The 17403-nt window shown below is 42.2% G+C and carries 17 protein-coding genes and 1 pseudogene; 12 read left to right on the top strand and 6 right to left on the bottom strand.

Annotated features, from left to right (window positions below; all coding sequences use genetic code 11):
• The first annotated feature begins 28 nt into the window (after nt 1-28).
• Complete coding sequence (gene pbpC, locus RMY16_RS25250) at nt 29-2452, top strand: penicillin-binding protein 1C (RefSeq protein WP_322738656.1); 2424 nt, start codon at nt 29-31, stop codon at nt 2450-2452.
• Nucleotides 2453-2494: 42 nt separating this feature from the next.
• On the opposite strand, the gene RMY16_RS25245 is transcribed toward pbpC, so the two are convergent.
• Nucleotides 2495-3433: an NmrA family NAD(P)-binding protein gene (locus RMY16_RS25245; protein ID WP_322738655.1), complete on the bottom strand. Its 939-nt coding sequence runs from the start codon at nt 3431-3433 to the stop codon at nt 2495-2497.
• A gap of 287 nt (nt 3434-3720) precedes the next feature.
• Between RMY16_RS25245 and RMY16_RS25240 the strand changes: the two genes are divergently transcribed.
• From RMY16_RS25240 to RMY16_RS25220, 5 genes and pseudogenes are all read left to right on the top strand, one after another.
• Nucleotides 3721-4491: a red chlorophyll catabolite reductase gene (locus RMY16_RS25240; RefSeq protein ID WP_322738654.1), complete on the top strand. Its 771-nt coding sequence runs from the start codon at nt 3721-3723 to the stop codon at nt 4489-4491.
• Nucleotides 4492-4635: 144 nt separating this feature from the next.
• Nucleotides 4636-4749, top strand: a pseudogene (locus tag RMY16_RS25235) (nitrilase); the annotation flags it as partial.
• 74 nt (nt 4750-4823) lie between these two features.
• Nucleotides 4824-6242, top strand: coding sequence for an aldehyde dehydrogenase family protein (locus RMY16_RS25230; protein WP_322738653.1), 1419 nt, complete (start codon nt 4824-4826; stop codon nt 6240-6242).
• A gap of 588 nt (nt 6243-6830) precedes the next feature.
• Complete coding sequence (locus RMY16_RS25225) at nt 6831-7208, top strand: GIY-YIG nuclease family protein (RefSeq protein ID WP_322738652.1); 378 nt, start codon at nt 6831-6833, stop codon at nt 7206-7208.
• A gap of 7 nt (nt 7209-7215) precedes the next feature.
• Nucleotides 7216-7422, top strand: coding sequence for a hypothetical protein (locus tag RMY16_RS25220; protein WP_322653561.1), 207 nt, complete (start codon nt 7216-7218; stop codon nt 7420-7422).
• Nucleotides 7423-7431: 9 nt separating this feature from the next.
• Here RMY16_RS25220 and RMY16_RS25215 read toward each other — a convergent pair whose 3' ends face one another.
• Nucleotides 7432-7596: a hypothetical protein gene (locus tag RMY16_RS25215; protein ID WP_322738651.1), complete on the bottom strand. Its 165-nt coding sequence runs from the start codon at nt 7594-7596 to the stop codon at nt 7432-7434.
• A gap of 162 nt (nt 7597-7758) precedes the next feature.
• On the opposite strand from RMY16_RS25215, the gene hisS reads away from it, so the two are divergent.
• The 3 genes from hisS to RMY16_RS25200 all read left to right on the top strand — a co-directional run bounded on the left by hisS (nt 7759) and on the right by RMY16_RS25200 (nt 10805).
• A complete protein-coding gene (gene hisS, locus RMY16_RS25210) occupies nt 7759-9147 on the top strand; it encodes a histidine--tRNA ligase (protein WP_322738650.1) in 1389 nt (462 codons plus the stop codon).
• Between the two features lie 311 nt (nt 9148-9458).
• Nucleotides 9459-10097 carry a Uma2 family endonuclease gene (locus RMY16_RS25205; RefSeq protein ID WP_322738649.1) on the top strand — a complete coding sequence of 213 codons (639 nt, stop codon included), beginning with the start codon at nt 9459-9461 and terminating at the stop codon, nt 10095-10097.
• A gap of 132 nt (nt 10098-10229) precedes the next feature.
• Entirely contained in the window at nt 10230-10805 is a 576-nt protein-coding gene (locus RMY16_RS25200; RefSeq protein WP_322738648.1) for a TMEM175 family protein, read from the top strand.
• 12 nt (nt 10806-10817) lie between these two features.
• Here RMY16_RS25200 and RMY16_RS25195 read toward each other — a convergent pair whose 3' ends face one another.
• From RMY16_RS25195 to RMY16_RS25180, 4 genes are all read right to left on the bottom strand, one after another.
• The gene (locus tag RMY16_RS25195; RefSeq protein ID WP_322738647.1) at nt 10818-12011 is read right to left on the bottom strand and encodes an MFS transporter; all 1194 of its coding nucleotides are present in this window, start codon (nt 12009-12011) and stop codon (nt 10818-10820) included.
• Nucleotides 12012-12259: 248 nt separating this feature from the next.
• On the bottom strand, nt 12260-12973 hold the full coding sequence (locus RMY16_RS25190; protein ID WP_322738646.1) for a rubrerythrin family protein: 714 nt from the start codon (nt 12971-12973) through the stop codon (nt 12260-12262).
• 235 nt (nt 12974-13208) lie between these two features.
• Nucleotides 13209-13949, bottom strand: a complete 741-nt coding sequence (locus RMY16_RS25185) for an SDR family oxidoreductase (protein ID WP_322738645.1) — start codon at nt 13947-13949, stop codon at nt 13209-13211.
• 100 nt (nt 13950-14049) lie between these two features.
• Nucleotides 14050-15357, bottom strand: a complete 1308-nt coding sequence (locus RMY16_RS25180; protein ID WP_322738644.1) for an efflux RND transporter periplasmic adaptor subunit — start codon at nt 15355-15357, stop codon at nt 14050-14052.
• Nucleotides 15358-15930: 573 nt separating this feature from the next.
• On the opposite strand from RMY16_RS25180, the gene psaK reads away from it, so the two are divergent.
• The 3 genes from psaK to RMY16_RS25165 all read left to right on the top strand — a co-directional run.
• Complete coding sequence (gene psaK, locus RMY16_RS25175) at nt 15931-16191, top strand: photosystem I reaction center subunit PsaK (RefSeq protein ID WP_322668269.1); 261 nt, start codon at nt 15931-15933, stop codon at nt 16189-16191.
• Between the two features lie 118 nt (nt 16192-16309).
• Nucleotides 16310-16561, top strand: coding sequence for a hypothetical protein (locus tag RMY16_RS25170; protein WP_322738643.1), 252 nt, complete (start codon nt 16310-16312; stop codon nt 16559-16561).
• A gap of 331 nt (nt 16562-16892) precedes the next feature.
• The coding region (locus tag RMY16_RS25165; RefSeq protein WP_322738642.1) for a LemA family protein at nt 16893-17403 on the top strand (511 nt) is incomplete at its 3' end.

The following is a 17403-nucleotide window of genomic DNA, read 5'->3' as shown; positions in this document are numbered from 1 at the left end:
TAGGTTTTCTTGGACAGGGGATTCCCTGATGAAAGTAATATCACGATCGCTACTCAAACTTAAGCCCACTAGTAAAGTTATCCTAGCTGTGCTGCTAATCTGTCTCGTGGTACGCCTACTGCCTTATTTTGCGCCCGTTCGGGCCGCAGATATTGCCCAACATCAGTTGGCAATGCAATTTAGCGATCGCAATGGTTTACCATTAGGAACATTGCTCACCCGTGACCAAGAGCATACATCAGTAGTACCACTAAATCAGGTTTCGCCCCAGTTTATCCACGCTATTTTAGCCGCCGAAGATGGCAGCTTTTACCATCATGGGGCGTTGGATATGAAAGCTATTATCCGCGCCAGCAAAGAAGCCATCCACGCGAAACGAATTGTTTCCGGGGCTTCCACAATTACTATGCAGTTGGCGCGGATGTTACAACCAGTCCCGCGTACTCTGTCAGGTAAAATGCAAGAGATTTGGCTATCTTGGCGGTTAGTAGCAGGGATGAACAAAGATGAAATTCTGGCTGCATACATCAATCGGCTACCAATGGGCGGGAATATATATGGTGTGGAAGCAGCCGCACAGACTTATTTTTCCATTCCAGCTAGTGAGTTGAATCTTGCTCAAGCTAGTTTGTTAGCTGCTATTCCCAATAATCCCACATACTTTAATCCTTATGAACATTGGGAACGGCTGAAGCAGCGACAAAAATACGTTCTTAATCGGATGGTACAGGAAAAGTATATTAGTGGTGCGATGGCTGCGCCAACGTCTGCGACGAACGCAACCCGAACACATACCGAAAAGGTTGTGTTTCAATCTCGCCAAGGGGGAATTATCGCTGCACCACACTTTTTATTTTGGTTAGCCAATCAGTTTGATAAAACGCAAACAGAACAAAACTCCCCCATCAGCACGACTATCAATCGCCCTTTGCAGCAGTTTGTAGAAGCACAAGTACAGCAGGTAATTTCTTCCCTAGCCGCTAACAACGTCCATGATGCAGCCGCGTTGGTGATTGATAACCACACTGGTGAAGTTTTGGCTTATGTCGGTTCACCTGATTACTTTAATGAAGTTAAACTGGGACGCAATGATGGAGTGCAAGCACTACGTCAACCAGGATCTACCCTCAAGCCTTTTGTCTATGAACTAGCTTTAGAAAAAGGTTTAATTCGCCCAAATACCATTTTGGCAGATGTACCCGCCCATTATGCAATTCCCGGCGCGAAACTTTACAGCCCCACAGATTACAGCGAAAGATTTCTTGGCCCTGTGCGGGTGCGAATCGCTTTAGCAAATTCTTTAAATGTACCTGCAATAAAGGTGTTAGAAAAAGTTGGTGTGGAAACTTTCTTAGAACGGCTGCATCAACTGGGATTTGAACACCTCAATCAAACTCCTGAACATTATGGTTTGGGTTTGACTCTAGGTAGTGGCGAAGTGAGCCTCTGGGAATTAGCCCGTGCTTACCTGACCATAGCACGACAAGGAGATGCTACCCCAATAGTCAGCACATTTTCCAATTCCCCAATTCAAAAGACGCTCTCTACGAGACGCTACGCGAACGCAGACTCGCTAACGCTACGCTATCCCAAATCTCAAATCGTTCGACTGAGCGAAGTCGAAGTCCAAAATCCGACAATATGGCAATTAATCACCAATATACTCAGTGACAGCTATGCTCGTGCAACAGCATTTGGTGTAGACTCGGTGTTAAATTTACCCTTTCCTGCTGCTGTTAAAACTGGCACTTCTTCCAATTTTCGTGATACTTGGACAGTTGGCTTCACTACAGATTACACCGTCGCTACTTGGGTAGGCAATTTCAACGGTGAGCCGATGCGACAGGTTTCAGGTGTGACAGGCGCAGCACCCTTATGGAATCGAATTATGTTACATCTGCACGAACATCAAGAACCAGCAGCTTTTCCATCTCCAGAAGGTTTAGTGCAATTACCTGTTTGTGCAATTTCTGGATTACGGCCCACCCCAGATTGTACCTCAGTGGTGCAGGAATATTTCTATCCTGAAGATAAAAGTAATTACGAACGTGAGAATCAATTCAATTTGCCACCAGAGTATGATGAATGGTTAGCAAAACAACAGCAATCAAATTTTACTTCTGCCAGTTTGAGAATTTTATCTCCGCATCATGGCGATTTATTTTTAGTTTATCCTGGTGAAGAAACGCAGCAAAAACTCGAATTTAAGCTAGCGGGAAATAAATCTGCACCAGTGGAGTGGTGGTTAAACGGCGAAAAGTTAGATACAAACTCAGCTAATTCTTTATTTTGGAATTTACGTCCTGGTAAGTGGACTTTAGAAGCGAGAAGCGGGGAAATGAGCGACAAAGTAACTTTTCAGGTGGAGTTAGCTAATATTAAACCTACGCGTCGAGGATTTTCTATTAATACTACAACATCTAAGCAAAAAGTTGAAAACTTCCCCTTGTGAACTCCAAGCTTCACTCTTAAGGCAAATTTTTGCCACAGTGTACTAGTCCAATCGCAGACTCTCGTAGGTGAGTTCCGCGTTTGCCCAGTTGGTTTCTGCCAGAAATTCCCTAAATGTGGTCAGAAGTCCAGGAAATTCCTGTTCTCGTAAACACTGGACATCGGCTTGATAACCTTGTTTGCGATACCACTGAATCAAATCGAATAGTTCCTTTTGCAGCAGGAGTAAGAAAATCCAGGCGGGTGTCTCTTTATGGATAACTTTTATCCCCTGCGCTTGGGAAAATGCCTCTGCCATCTGAAGAGGAGTCAACATATCGCCAGCTAACTCAATTTCTTGACCAATATACTTAGTGGGATGTTTAATTACGTAGGCAGCAACGCGGCCCATGTCCTTGGTTGTAATTAGATGAAGGGGCTTGTATGGCTGAATGGAAAATGGGAAACTACCTTTAAGGATGGAAGGTCGCGTGTACTTCTTCCAAAACTCCTCCATAAACAAGCAAGCTCGCAACATGGTAGTCGGTAAGCCACCTGCTTTGATAATTTTCTCTACTTGGTACTTTTGCTCAATGCGGGGGATTCCTGAATTCCTGTCTGCCCCACCTGCGGAATTGTAGACAAAGTGTTTGATGTGAGCTTGTTTTGCAACTTCTGCAACTCGCTTTGCCCTCTCCACCTCTAGGGGGTCAATTTTAGGAGAGTCAGCAGAAGTAGCATGGCAGTAAACAGCCGAAATTCCTGCAAATGCTGCTATGAGGGAAGTTTCATCGTCGAGGTTAGCTTTTACCAGTTCAACTTTGGCATCGTTGAGCTTTGCAAGAGTTGGACGATTAAGGTTAATTTCTCTAGTAATGACTCGCAGGTTGGTAACTCCCTGTTCGAGAAATCCCTTGACGACATTTCCACCTGTGCCGCCAGTAACTCCGATGAGTAAGACTTTATCGGTGTTTGACTCTGTGCGATCAGGGAAATTTGACATTCTCTCTTCTACCTGGAGTTCTTTATTTAAATTAAGTTTATACAAAGACGGCAGAAGCAAACAATAATTGAAAAAGAATTCAGAATTCAGCAGCAAAGCCAAAGACGCTTTGCCTCCGCTCAGAATCAATGACTGAGGGATTCAGATCCGCTACTCAATTGAGGCTTTAGACCCAAGTTTTCGGTAAGTTAACCTCAGAAAAACTCTGACAGAAACTAGATGCTTGTGTTTTGTTTTGACATTATACTTTGTTTGTATTCGTTATCTCAAAAGGGTACATACAAACAGTGCTTGAGCAGCAACCTAATGTAGGCAGTACAACCTTATTTGAACAGTTGTGGGGTTTGACAAACGAACTTTACCAAAAACTAGAAGCTCGTTTTCAGTTACATCCAGACCCTTCTGTAGAAAATTTACAGCAATACAGCAGTCTCGATGGCAACATGAAAGGTTCGCTGACTGCTTTTTCTGGGGAAGAAATTGACTGGCTAGTGCATTCGTGGTTGGGAAACCCGGAAAAATCAAACTTTAGCACTATGCGTCTCACTACTTGGTTGAAGTCCCATATCCAAGTTCCTCATTTGGCCTTTGAGTTTGGCACACTTCCAAATGGAAATATTTTATTTTATATAGATTACATTGCCAGAACTGAGCTTTTAACCGATTTGGCATATCTCGATCGCTACTATGAGCCAGTTAATCAAACATTCTTAAAGTTACAGGAAGATGCGCGGCTCAAGGTATTTACCAGCAAAAGTCTGTATCTTCGATTATTTCAATCGCCTGTTAAATTGTGCTACACAGGCGCACCTACTTTTGAAACTCTGGAGCTAACTCGCACACTTGCACACGAAACACTCGATCGCTGGTTAACTTGGGTAGATGCAGCTGAACCTGTGCCAGAAGATGCACGGGAGGCTTTAGCTGCTCGTGATTTAGCGCTGCGCCGTAATGGTGCTGAACGCGATCCAGGTAATAAATTTGTCGTACAGATACTTAGATCTGAGTTGGCAGATAAAATTGTGCGATCGCTCTGGGGTGGCGATCGGATTCTCTAAATTAGTCATTTGTCATTTGTCATTGGTCATTGGTCATTGGTCATTTGTTATGGCTCTCAATTTTCCATGTCCACTAATTTAGAATCGTACTGCGCTTTGGAATCGCAAGTTACCTGTTATGCAATTAACCAAACAAGCGATCGCCAATCACACTTTTACCCCGCTAATACTATGCTGGAAAGAGAAGTAAACTGCAAACACTTCCTGCAAACACAGCAAACCACCATTGAGCGCTTAACCAAACTGCGGATAATTTAAATTTGGGAATGGAAATTGGGAATTGGGGATTAGCAAGTAATAACAAATGACAAATGACAAATGACAAATGACAAATGACAAAACCAATAGAAGTCCGCAATCCCCGAACTGGCAAATTTGATTACGTAATTATCCCGCCGCCTCCAAGGCTGGTGGTACAGCAATGTAAGCGGACGCGCCGGGCACAAGTTCGCTGGCAGAAATTGGGTTTAGAGGGGAGAATTGAAGCTTTACAGCAGTGGAAAGATGCGATCATATCTGGACGCGATCGCCTCACGGAAGCTTTGGTAAATGATACCGGAAGATTGTCAACCTCGATATTAGAAATTGATTCTTTCCTCTCCAGCATCGATCGCTGGTGTCGGTTAGCACCGGAATTGCTGCAAGAATCGGCAAAAAATACAGCCATTCCCTTTATTGCCTTACAACAAACATCCGTTCCTTATCCCTTAGTTGGGGTAATTAGCCCGTGGAATTTTCCGCTGTCACTGTCTACTGTTGATACCATTCCGGCATTGTTGGCAGGTTGTGCTGTCATTGTCAAACCCAGTGAAATCACTCCCCGCTTCGTAGCACCACTGATTACAGCACTCAATACCGTTCCCAAACTACACGAGGTATTAACTTTTGTCGAAGGAGCAGGCGCAACCGGATCTACTTTAATTGAAAATGTAGATTTAGTATGCTTTACAGGCAGTGTAGCCACAGGGAGAAAAGTTGCACAGGCGGCTGCAAAACAGTTTATTCCAGCTTTTTTGGAATTAGGAGGAAAAGATCCTGCGATCGTTTTAGAATCAGCCAACTTAGAATTAGCAACCTCAGCAATATTGTGGAGTTCCGTCGTCAACACCGGACAGTCATGCCTCTCAATTGAGCGAATTTATGTTGCAGACTCTATATTTGAAAAGTTTTACCATCAACTAGTAGCCAAAGCACATCGCCTTGAGCTGGCCTATCCCACAGTCGAAAGTGGAGAAATTGGCCCGATCATCGCCGAAAGACAAGCAGCCGTTATTAGCGATCATCTTCTAGATGCAGTGGAAAAAGGAGCAGTAATTCACTGCGGTGGTGTAATCGAGGATTTAGGTGGGGGTTGGTGGTGTCGTCCAACAGTGCTTACCCAAGTTAATCATTCCATGAAAGTCATGACCGAAGAGACTTTTGGCCCGATTATGCCAGTTATGCCTTTTTCTACAGTAGGTGAAGCAGTCTCTTTAGCCAATGACTCAATCTATGGATTGAGTGCTGCTGTATTTGCCTCAGAAACAGAAGCCTTAGAAGTTGCTTACCAGGTAGATGCAGGTGCTATTAGTATCAACGATGCTGGACTCACCGCCATCATGCATGAGGGAGAGAAAAACGCCTTCAAATTCTCCGGTTTGGGACAGCCACGCATGGGTGCAGCAGCGCTAAAACGGTTCATGCGAAAAAAAGCTATTTTGATTAAAACCAACTCAACGAGTGACCCCTGGTGGTTTGAGAATGGGGAGTAACCAATGCCATCATCACTATGTAACTCATTTGCTTAACCAACGGCGATCGCTTCTGACACAGTTTCGTCTACGATAACCAAAGCACCTGGAAGAACTTTCATAGTTTTGGTTCAGAACACGAGGCCATTCGTTCAGAACACGAGGCCATTCGTTCAGAACACAAGTCCATTGGTTCAGAACACGAGGCCATTCGTTCAGAACACGAGGCCATTGGTTCAGAACACGAGGCCATTCGTTCAGAATACGAGGCCATTCGTTCAGAACACGAGTCCATTCGTTCAGAACACGAGTCCATTCGTTTACTTGGTCAGTGGTCTGGTATTGAAGTATGGCAAAAACAGCCGGGAATATGAGATGACAAGCATCGCTCATAACAGATAAAAACAGCCGCGTAGAAGTTATTATTCTAATTCCAGAAGAGGAAGTTCTCGACGATCAATCTCAAGCAGAAGTCTTAGAAGATTTCCGGCAAGCTTGGCACGAAGACATGACTGGGCAAACTATCCCGGTGGCTCAACTTTGGGAAGGGCTTGAAAATGACTGAATTCGTGAGAGTATGATTTCTGTGCAATCACTCCTCTCGTCTTCATGCCAACAAATGATTCTGAACTTCAAGCTCAAGCTCGGAGAATTCTGGATGCGATCGCCTTCATTCCCTTTGAACAATGCCAACCCTTGACCCGTGAGTTTGGGAGCATTCCGGCTCGTCCTGGCATCTATGCAATCAGGCACAAGACTGACGGATTGCTGTACATCGGTAAAACCAAGAGCTTACGGGGGCGTTTTAGTGGTGGACATAAAGCTTTTTTGTGGGCGTGGCTCGATAAGTATAACGATGAAGATGTGCGAATCGCAGTGCAATTCATTTCATATTGGGAAAACCCTAAGTTACTATTGGAGCTAGAAGCCATTATTTTAAGAGCCACCGAACCTCCTTACAACGTTCAAATTCCAACCGAAGGGTAGTAAAGCGATGCAAGCAAAATCCCAAGAGCAACTTTCCCCCAATGATGCCGAAGTTATTTTAGGATGCTTACCTGAAAGAATTCGCGCCGCTCTGATTGCTCGTGCTACTGAAATTGAATATCCAATCGAAGCAGTTATTGAGATGGCGATCGCAAGTTTTCTCGATACAGAGGCGTTGGGTTTTGCAGATTGTAAGCCAGGGCGTGGACAATAAAACCGTCAACTAACGAGCGATCGCAGGCGGCAGGACTGACGAAAGATATTGGTGTGGATACAGAAGAGCATTAGAAGCCGACGATAAATGCGTAGGCGTAGCCCGCACTTCGGCTGCGCTCAGTGACCACCGCAGGCATCGCTTGAAAAAAAAGCGGAATTCGTTATGCTTCACATCAAGTTATAATTTCATTTCTCCCCTCAAAAATAAACGCTTATTATTCTCCAGTCCGCGCAGGTGGTCACTGAGTCGGTCGTTGTGCCGACTTTGTTTGTGTAGCCACGACTTCCAGTCGTTAGGCTTTTATCTCCAATCTCAACTCAGTAAGGTACACACATGGCCAAAAGTGACAAAATAAACTTTTCCACCCCTAGCGGGTTTCCAGAATTTCTTCCTAGCGAAAAGCGTCTAGAATTATATTTGCTAGATATCATCCGTAGAGTTTTTGAAAGCTATGGATTTACACCGATCGAAACACCTGCTGTAGAACGTTTAGAAGTGCTGCAAGCTAAAGGGAATCAAGGCGATAATATCATTTATGGAATTGAGCCTATATTGCCACCAAATCGACAAGCCGAGAGAGATAGATCGGGCGAAACAGGTTCGGAAGCAAGAGCTTTAAAGTTCGATCAAACAGTTCCTTTTGCGGCGTATATTGCCCGTCACCTAAATGAATTAACCTTTCCCTTTGCCCGCTACCAAACCGATATAGTTTTTCGGGGAGAACGAGCAAAAGATGGACGTTTTCGCCAGTTCCGTCAGTGTGATATTGATGTAGTTGCGCGTCGTGAACTCAGCTTGCTCTATGATGCTCAGATGCCTGCAATTATCACTGAGATATTTGAAGCAATTAATATTGGTGATTTTCTGATTCGCATCAATAACCGAAAAGTTCTTACTGGTTTCTTTAAATCATTGGGTATTGCCGAAAATCAAATAAAATCTTGTATTGGTATTGTTGATACTCTAGAAAAGATTGGTGAGAGTAAAGTCAAACAAGATTTAGAGAAAGAAGGAGTTGCAGCCGAACAATCACAAAAAATTATTGAGTTTATTAAAATTGACGGTTCCGTTGATGAAGTTTTAGATAAGCTCCAGCATCTCGCCCAAAATCTGCCAGAATCCGAGCAATTGAGTTTAGGAGTTACCGAATTAGAAACGGTAATTACTGGGGTGCGTAATCTCGGAGTTGCCGAAAACCGTTTCTGTATTGATTTATCCATTGCCCGTGGTCTTGATTACTATACTGGCACAGTTTACGAAACAACTCTATTAGGACATGAAGCTTTAGGTAGTATTTGTTCTGGCGGGAGATATGAAGAATTAGTCGGAGTATTTTTGGGCGAAAAGATGCCTGGTGTAGGCATTTCTATTGGCTTAACTCGTTTAATTAGTCGTTTATTAAAAGCTGGGATTCTCAGTACTTTAGCTGCTACACCAGCCCAAGTGATGGTAGTGAATATGCAAGAAGATTTAATGCCTACTTATTTAAAAGTTTCTCAACATTTGCGTCAGGCGGGAATTAATGTCATAACTAACTTTGATAAGCGTCCCTTGGGTAAACAATTTCAATTAGCAGACAAACAAGGAATTCAATTCTGTGTAATTATTGGTTCTGAAGAAGCAGCAGCGCAAAAGTCATCGCTCAAAGATTTGAAAACAGGCGAGCAAGTAGAAGTACTACTAGAAAATTTAGCTGAAGAAGTTAAAAGAAGGCTTACTTAAAAGTTGATTTATCAAGTAGCAACTGTCTATTGCAATCTGCCTCATATATCATACTTATTTGGAAGTCCTTTATGAGTTTGTCAGATGTCCCTAATCTCTGGGTTCCTTTAGCACTTTTAGGTTTAATTGCTATGGCTGCTGTATTTTTCAGCCGCAGCAATTAATATTTACAGCAGATTTCAAGTTGTGAGGCTAAGTCTGTTATCCAGATATAAAGCGTGTTTTACTCCTAAATTTTGTTAGCGCAGCAAGGCGTAGCCCATTCTGAATTCTGCTGTAAAGCATTACAGTTGAGGTGGAGGTTCAGTTGTATGTTTGCTGTTGTCACACCCGATACAATCCATTTGCCTCCAGGTGCGGTAGTACGTCTACCTGGAAGCTGGCAAGATTATCAAGCACTCAATGAACAACTAGGCGATCGCTCCTCGCCTCGTATTAAATATCGAGATGGAGAAATTCTCTTGATGGCACCGCTACCAGAACATGGGCGCAAAGTAAGTGTAATTGCAGATGTAGTCAAAGTTTTGCTCGATTGTTTGGGACGAGAATACGAGGCATTTACCCCAATCACAATGGAACTAGCACAAGAAAGTGGTATAGAACCAGACTACTGTTTTTATATTGAAAACTGGGAAGCAATTGCAGGTAAAGATCGAATTAATTGGGGCATCGATCCATCACCTGATTTAGTGGTGGAGATAGACATCACCAGCTACACCGATGTCAATGACTACCTACCTTATCGAGTACCAGAAGTTTGGTTGTTTAAGAAAAACCAGCTGGTAATTTACAGATTGCAGGGCGATCGCTACACTGTTGAAACCAATAGCCGTTATTTCCCTAACATCAATGTGTCAGAAGTAGTCACAGAGTCTCTAAAAATTGCCTACGAGCGCAATACTAGCGCTGCTATTCGGGAATTACGGCGGAAATTGGCAAGTGAGAATTAAAGATTTTGATTTTGCGATGCCCTTGGCGGGCTACGCCAACGCAGAGAATCTTCATCAACGGCGGCTACTTGGTACGATAAAGTACAGAGTGTCACAACTTAACTCTCAAGTAAATAGAAAAGGAATGCGTACATGGGAAAAGGGAGATTAGAAGCATTCAGCGATGGGGTGATTGCCATCATTATCACCATCATGGTGCTGGAAATCAAAGTACCGCATGGGTTCGATTTAGCTGCGCTACGTCCACTAATCCCGGTATTTATGAGCTATGTACTGAGTTTTATTTATATCGGCATCTACTGGAACAATCACCATCACCTACTACAAGCAGTCCGACATGTTAATGGGCGTATCCTTTGGGCCAATTTGCATCTGCTGTTTTGGTTGTCACTCATCCCCTTCGTCACTGGTTGGATGGGCGAGAATCACTTTGCTCCCATACCAGTTGCCCTTTATGGTACGGTCTTATTGTTGAATGCGATCGCTTACTTTATTCTTACCCGCGTCCTGATTTCTTACCACGGCAAGGATTCGACTCTAGCGATCGCAGTTGGTGAAGATTTCAAAGGAAAAGTATCAGTAGTTGTCTATGCTGTAGCAATTCCACTTGCCTTAATGAACTCATGGTTTGCCTGTGCATTATACGCTTTAGTCGCAGTCATCTGGCTAATACCCGATCGTCGGATTGAAAAGACTCTTACTTCTTAAACGAATTACGAATTACCTACAAGTGCAATACCTAAACACAAAAAATATCAAAACAGCAAAACCAGTTGCGGCATAAAACACACTACTAATTCCGCCAAAACCAAAGGCATAACCCATCAGTAACGGGCCTAATGTTTGTCCTAATCCATAGAATGTCCCGTTTACCGATATAATCGTCGCCAAATATTCTCTTGGTGCTAAATCTGCTAAAAGTGTTTGGCTGCTAGGAAAACCAATACCAAGCCCAATCCCAAAAATTGTACTTGGAATTAATAGTAACCAGATATTTGACACAAAGGGAACTATTAACATTGCTAATGCATAGAAAACATAAGATGCACTAATTAAAGTTGTGGCGGGAAATCTTCTCGCTAATCTACCTAACTGGGAAGATGTAATTGTAATTGCCACGGAAACACTAGAAAGGAGCAATCCAATAATTGTGGGTGGCGCTTTAAAGGTATCATTAATCAGTTGTGGTAAATATGTGACATAAGCACCATAAAGAAATACAAAGTTAGCAGCACTGGCAATAAAAATTCCAAATAGCTGACGATTTTTCAGAACTTTTATGGCATTGCTCAAATACTCTTTGAGGTTGCGCTCGCCTTTTGGTTCGGGATTCTTAAGTGCAAACAACACCAACAACCCAAGAGGAATCGCTAATATCGGCAACATAAAGGGATAATACCAGCCCATTGTAGCCAATGCACCACCGATTATTGGATAACTTGATGTGCCGACACTGCTGATACTGGCATTGTAACCCATTGCCGTAGTCCGTCTGTTTCCTGTGTATAAATCGCTGATTAAGGTGATACTTAAAGAAAGCAAAGAAGCAGCACCAATTCCTTGCAGCAAGCGCAACCATAGTAATAAATTAAAATCACGGGCGAAAGCGCAAGCAGTACCAGCTATGCCAAATATAAATAGTGAAGGAACGATAATTCTCTTTCTGCCTAATCTATCGGCAAGAATACCAATAATTGGCCCTAAAATCAGAGATGGGAATGTAAATGCTGTAATCAACAAACCCAAATTTTTCGGGTTAATATTTAAATCTTTAGCTAACTTAGGAAAAGCAGGAGTCACGCTAGAAACTCCAATAACAGCAATTAGTACAACTGCACAAATAATCTGAAAATTTAGCTCTAGATAAACTGGTTTCTGTCGTTCAGATTGGCTGTTATCTTCTGGTAAGTGCATGATAAAACCCTGTGTATAAATAATAGACCTCTTGCAAAAATATATTTTTGCACTCTTAGGGAAAAGGAAAAAGGTTAAAGGGAAAGGATTTTGAGTTTCTTTACCCTTTTCCCCCGCCCCTTATCCCCAGAGGGGTTCCACCTTCCCCTTTACCCCGACAAATGCTAAGAAGTCTAATGATGAACGCGAAGTGTCTCAAGAGACGCTTCGCGTTTAGTTGCTAAAAAAGTGCCTAATTGATTGTCGTCTTAAGCTGCAACTTTTTCTTCAAATGGTTTAAAGGTTTTTTTGCTAGCACCGCAAATTGGACATTCCCAGTCTTCAGGAATTTCTTCAAAAGGTGTCCCAGGCGCAATTCCCGAATCAGGATCGCCAGCAACGGGATCGTAAATCATGCTGCATTGTCTACAAATCCATTTACGAGTTTTAGGATCTTCACCAGCAACTCTAGTTGCTCTTTGTCCACCATTTAATACTTCTAAAGCTTCAGTGTAGCGATCGGCGTGATAATTTTCGATGAATTTTAACAAGCCAAAACGGTGTGCAGCTTCCCGAAATGTGTTGGCATGATCGGTAGATTCTTGAACTTGTTTGAGAAATTCTTCAGCTGCGGGATTATCGCGATCGCGTTGGGCATCTGCGGCAAACTCTGGATACATTGTGGTATATTCGTAAGTCTCGCCTTCAATTGCCAAAGATAAACAGCGAGATACAATTTCCCGCTTTTGTTCATCAGTTAAAGCCGCTGCATCTTCTACCACAAGTTCTGGATGCAGTAACTTAAAATGTGCAAAAGCGTGTTCAGTTTCTTGATCTGCTGTTTCTTTAAAAAGTTTCGCTAAGTCTGTAAACCCAAGTTGACGCGCTACATCTGCAAAAAACAGATACTTACGATTTGCCATCGATTCACCACCGAAGGCTGCTTCTAAGTTTTGGAGTGTAGTAAAGTTGGACAAATCCATATTTTTTTAAGGCCTGATAAGTGATATTTAGTGCAAAAGCACAGACTCTACAACCGGATAATCAGCCATTATTTGTATAAGTTATAAATGCTTTATACAAACTTTGTCATCCCATATTTAGCAATCCGTTTTAATCGGAAGCCAGCACGGCTGTGTTCTCCTACTTGGACAATTATAAAACCGAAAAATTGTGCAACTGACAAATTATATTTTTGATTTAGAGGAGAGCTTTTCCTCACGCGATTCCACCGTTGACACGAATATTTTGCCCAGTGATCCACCTAGCTTCATCGCTAGCAAGAAACGCTACTACATCGGCGATTTCTTGCACATCTCCCAGTTTGCCAAAAGCCGCCATTTGGGCTAAACGATCTATCTGTTCTTGTGTTTTGCCTTCTCGAAACAGTTCTGTATCCGTGGGGCCAGGAGAAATAACATTAACTGCGATCGCTTTTGCACCTAATTCTTTAGCTAGTACCCGCGTGATTTGTTCAACAGCACCCTTGGTTCCTACATAAGCACTATAAGTTGGCAGCATCATCGCCGTAGTTGATGAGGAAAAGTTGATAATCCGTCCTCCTTCTGACATGTGTTGCGTGGCTTGTTGGCAAGTAAAATAAGTGCCTTTGACATTAATGGCAAAAATCGCATCGAAATCTTCTTCTGTCACCTCAGTAATTGGTTTATAGAAGGCAATTCCGGCATTGTTGACCAAAATATCGACTTTACCGAAACGTTCAAGTGTTTGTTCAAATAACCTTTTGATGTCGGGTACTTTGCTAATATCAGCTTGGATAGCGATCGCTTCTACTCCCAACTTTTCAATTTCTGCAACAACTTCTTGTGCTTTGCCTGCATTCCCCGCATAGTTGACGACAATAGATGCGCCGTTCCCAGCTAACTTGAGTGCGATCGCTCGTCCAATTCCCCGCGATGCACCAGTGATAATTGCAACCTTCCCTGTCAAAGATGCCATAGATTAATCGAGTTTAATTTTGGTTAACTAAAATGATTATCTATTGTTAAAGGCACTGTACCAAGGTTAAATTTAGCGATCGCCTCTCTACTTCCCTTAATTAAAATTCTGGAACGATCGCAACACCATCCCTGAGATTGAGCAACCCTGAAATAATAACTTTATCTTCTGGCTGTAATCCTTCAATAACTTGGTAATTATTACCTTTGATCTCGCCTAGCTTTACTCGCCTTTGTCGAGCTACTTGTTGGGATACACCTTGGGGAGATGTCTCCGTTTCAACTACATAAACAAAAGTGTCCCCGCCTACACGAGTCATTGCTGTTGTGGGAATTAAAACTCCGGGGCGCTGATTCCAAAACACTCTAGTCCTAACCAATTGATCTGCACGTAGCTGACCATTAGTGTTGTCAAAAAGTGCTTTAATCAATATTGTTTGTGTTTCATTGCTGGCATTAGGTGCAATAAAAAATATCCTACTTCTACCAAGTTTTTGACCTTGCGTGTTCATCACTTCTACTGGCATACCCTTACGCAATTGGGGCCCTTGCTGTAGCGGCACAGAGATATTCACTTCTAAAGGTCGATTTTGCGTGATATTAACTAATGGTGTAGAAGTATTAACTAAATCACCGACTTTCACAGGGATATTGCCAACTGTGCCACTAAAAGGAGCGGTAATTTTGTCAGATTGGGGCTGTTGTGTTTGAGTATTTACATTAGATTGCTGCAAGGATTTTTCAGCCTCTAAGATGGTGGCTCGTTGTGCTTGAATCCTGGAATCAATTGCATCGAGACTAGTCTTAGCATTGGCGAGCCGATTAGCAAACTGATTGCTAGTTTGTCGAGACACGGCTCCTTGTTCAGCTAGGTTGACAAACTTATCGTAGTTCTGCTGGTACAATTGCAGATTCGCAACGTAGGATGGTCGTTCTGCTTCTAAAGATTTGAGTGTGGCACGGGCATTTGCCAGTTGCATTAAAAATGCTTGAGGTACAGGATTATTCCTAGCGATCGCTGCCTGTGGTGTAGGATCTACTTGGAGAATTGCCGCTCCTTCGACGATTGGATCTCCTGATTTTACAAGTATCTGGGTAACTTGACCCTGAATTCTCGGCTGAAGCGTGACTGAGCGCAGGGATTTTAGACTAGCAATAAAATCTGAACTTTCCTCAATTATGCCGCTTTGTACTGTTGATATTTTGACTCTTACCCCTTGAGGTTGAGCGTTAACATTTGAAGGTGCTGAATTTTGTGGAGTGAGTAAACGCCATAGAGTTGCTCCGCTCCCTAATAATAGGAGTGCGGCTAAACTCAACCAAAGCCACCGCCGTTTTCCAGAAGGTGGCTCAAATGACGTTTGTGGAGCTTTTTCTCCAAAATCAGTTTGAGGCTCAGGGGATGTCATGGCTTTTGAGGAACTTAAGGAACAAATTAACTAGAATTCAATCAAAATTTCATCTGTCGTTCTTGAAATTACTGATTTAGCATGAGGTTTTGCGCCAAATTATGTGTTAGCCCATCCAAATATACAGTTTTGATGATTCTGTCTAAATCTACCGAAAGGTGAATCCGCTCCTTAAATTTCTAACTTCAACTGTATCCTTCAAAAAGTTAGGGATGATTTTGTTCATAACTCCTGCACAGATTTCTATAGATACAATAATTTTATCGGAATCACTTTTATCTACAGCAGATTTTAAGTTCGGGAGGTACGTAAGTTAAGTCTGTTACCCAGGTATCAAGCGTATTTTACTCTTGAACTCTACTGTAAGTATAAATCAATACTAATGACTCGCTTGTTTCAGACATTGAAATACAAACAGCTAGCACAATCAGCTCGCTGCGTTGAACTTGTATTGTATTAAGTAGTAAGAATAACTGTTAAATATTGATGCAAAATCGGGTAATTTCTTGAATTTGCTTCGGAAAGTTTCAGATTATGTTTTCAACCATTAATAAATTTCAGGAGCAAATCTAGGTGTTAACTTCAACCTTACTCGCTGCTGCAACCACACCTCTGCAATGGAGTCCTACAGTTGGACTGATTATGATTATTGCTAATATCATTGCCATTGCCTTTGGCAAATCTAGCATCAAGTATCCCAACGCAGAACCAAAACTACCCTCAGCCAATTTCCTTGGTAATTTTGGTGTACCAGCGTTTTTAGCAAGTGCTGCCTTTGGCCATATCTTAGGTGTGGGCGCTATTTTAGGGTTGCATAACCTGGGAAGAATCTAGGTTCTTACCCAATTTAGCCTTTATTTGATGATTCTTTTGTCTCCAGCTTTGAGCCAGAGAGTTAGAACTCTCTGGCTCTTTTTTATGAGACACTAAGTAATATCAGTATCTCAACAGCATGACAGATATAACAGATTTATCAAAAAGAATTGCCAGCAAAGGCGATAATCCGCTAAGTTTGTCACCTGTCAACTTGCAGTCACCAGAAGACTTAGAACTTGAGCGAAAACTGCGAGAACTCAAGTTTAAACAAGAACTAAGAAAAGATTGGATTTTATTTATTGTCAGGGATGTAGTAATTTTTCCTGCCGCCATCCTTTTTATTTTTGCTGTCAGTGGTTATTCCCTATTTATGCAGATTCATAGGTGACATATCTGGCTACAATTTTTAATCAACCGCAGACAGAGACACAGAGTACACAGAAAAAAGAGATAGAAATAGTTGGGAATTGTTGTAAGTTATTTCTCTTGTCTCTGTATTTCTTTGCCTCTATGTTCTCTGTGTATGTGTAGTTGTGTTAAAAAATTTTACAATCTATCTATCTTCAGTGCAATTGCGTAACTAATTTTACAGACGACGAAGCCAACTTGCTACAAGTAGACTCATCTTTATATCCACACAAATTTTGCTGGATATTAAGGATTACCGTGATTGGTAAATTTGCAAAAAAGTAAGTACTTGATGGAAATAATCTAAAAATATGGGGCTTTTAATATTTTCTGTTGCTTTAGTTGCCATTGTTGCTGTAATTATCATTAATAGCTACAACGATTTAGTTAAGTATCGCAACCGTTACAAAAATGCTTATTCTCAAATTGATGTTCAATTACAGCGCCGCTATGATTTAATTCCTAATTTGGTGGAAACTGCCAAAGGATACATGAAACATGAGCGAGAAACCTTAGAAGCAGTTATTGCCGCCCGAAATTCTGCAATTAATGCTAGCAGTCGTGCCGCGCAAAATCCTGGAGATCCCCAAGCGATGCAACAGTTGGGCAATGCTGAAGGGGCACTGACAGGTGCGTTAAGTCGGTTAATGGTACTTTCAGAATCTTATCCAGAATTGAAAGCTGATCGCGCCATGACTCAGGTAATGGAAGAATTATCTTCCACTGAAAACCGGATTGCTTTTGCCCGTCAAGCTTTTAATGACGCGGTGACACTTTACAACACCAAGAGCGAATCTTTTCCTAGCAACCTTGTGGCAAATA

The sequence above is a fragment of the Nostoc sp. DedQUE12b genome (assembly GCF_034530835.1).
Lineage (GTDB): Bacteria > Cyanobacteriota > Cyanobacteriia > Cyanobacteriales > Nostocaceae > Nostoc.
This window is presented reverse-complemented; position numbering and strand designations above follow the sequence as displayed.

Excerpts from the sequence above, each read along its gene's own strand:
- pbpC (WP_322738656.1), top strand. The coding sequence starts at position 29 with ATGAAAGTAATATCACGATCGCTACTCAAACTTAAGCCCACTAGTAAA.
- RMY16_RS25170 (WP_322738643.1), top strand. The coding sequence starts at position 16,310 with ATGACAGATATAACAGATTTATCAAAAAGAATTGCCAGCAAAGGCGAT.
- RMY16_RS25195 (WP_322738647.1), bottom strand. The coding sequence starts at position 12,011 with ATGCACTTACCAGAAGATAACAGCCAATCTGAACGACAGAAACCAGTT.
- RMY16_RS25190 (WP_322738646.1), bottom strand. The coding sequence starts at position 12,973 with ATGGATTTGTCCAACTTTACTACACTCCAAAACTTAGAAGCAGCCTTC.
- RMY16_RS25245 (WP_322738655.1), bottom strand. The coding sequence starts at position 3,433 with ATGTCAAATTTCCCTGATCGCACAGAGTCAAACACCGATAAAGTCTTA.
- RMY16_RS25180 (WP_322738644.1), bottom strand. The coding sequence starts at position 15,357 with ATGACATCCCCTGAGCCTCAAACTGATTTTGGAGAAAAAGCTCCACAA.
- RMY16_RS25185 (WP_322738645.1), bottom strand. The coding sequence starts at position 13,949 with ATGGCATCTTTGACAGGGAAGGTTGCAATTATCACTGGTGCATCGCGG.
- hisS (WP_322738650.1), top strand. The coding sequence starts at position 7,759 with ATGGCCAAAAGTGACAAAATAAACTTTTCCACCCCTAGCGGGTTTCCA.
- RMY16_RS25230 (WP_322738653.1), top strand. The coding sequence starts at position 4,824 with ATGACAAAACCAATAGAAGTCCGCAATCCCCGAACTGGCAAATTTGAT.
- RMY16_RS25225 (WP_322738652.1), top strand. The coding sequence starts at position 6,831 with ATGCCAACAAATGATTCTGAACTTCAAGCTCAAGCTCGGAGAATTCTG.
- RMY16_RS25220 (WP_322653561.1), top strand. The coding sequence starts at position 7,216 with ATGCAAGCAAAATCCCAAGAGCAACTTTCCCCCAATGATGCCGAAGTT.
- RMY16_RS25200 (WP_322738648.1), top strand. The coding sequence starts at position 10,230 with ATGGGAAAAGGGAGATTAGAAGCATTCAGCGATGGGGTGATTGCCATC.
- RMY16_RS25205 (WP_322738649.1), top strand. The coding sequence starts at position 9,459 with ATGTTTGCTGTTGTCACACCCGATACAATCCATTTGCCTCCAGGTGCG.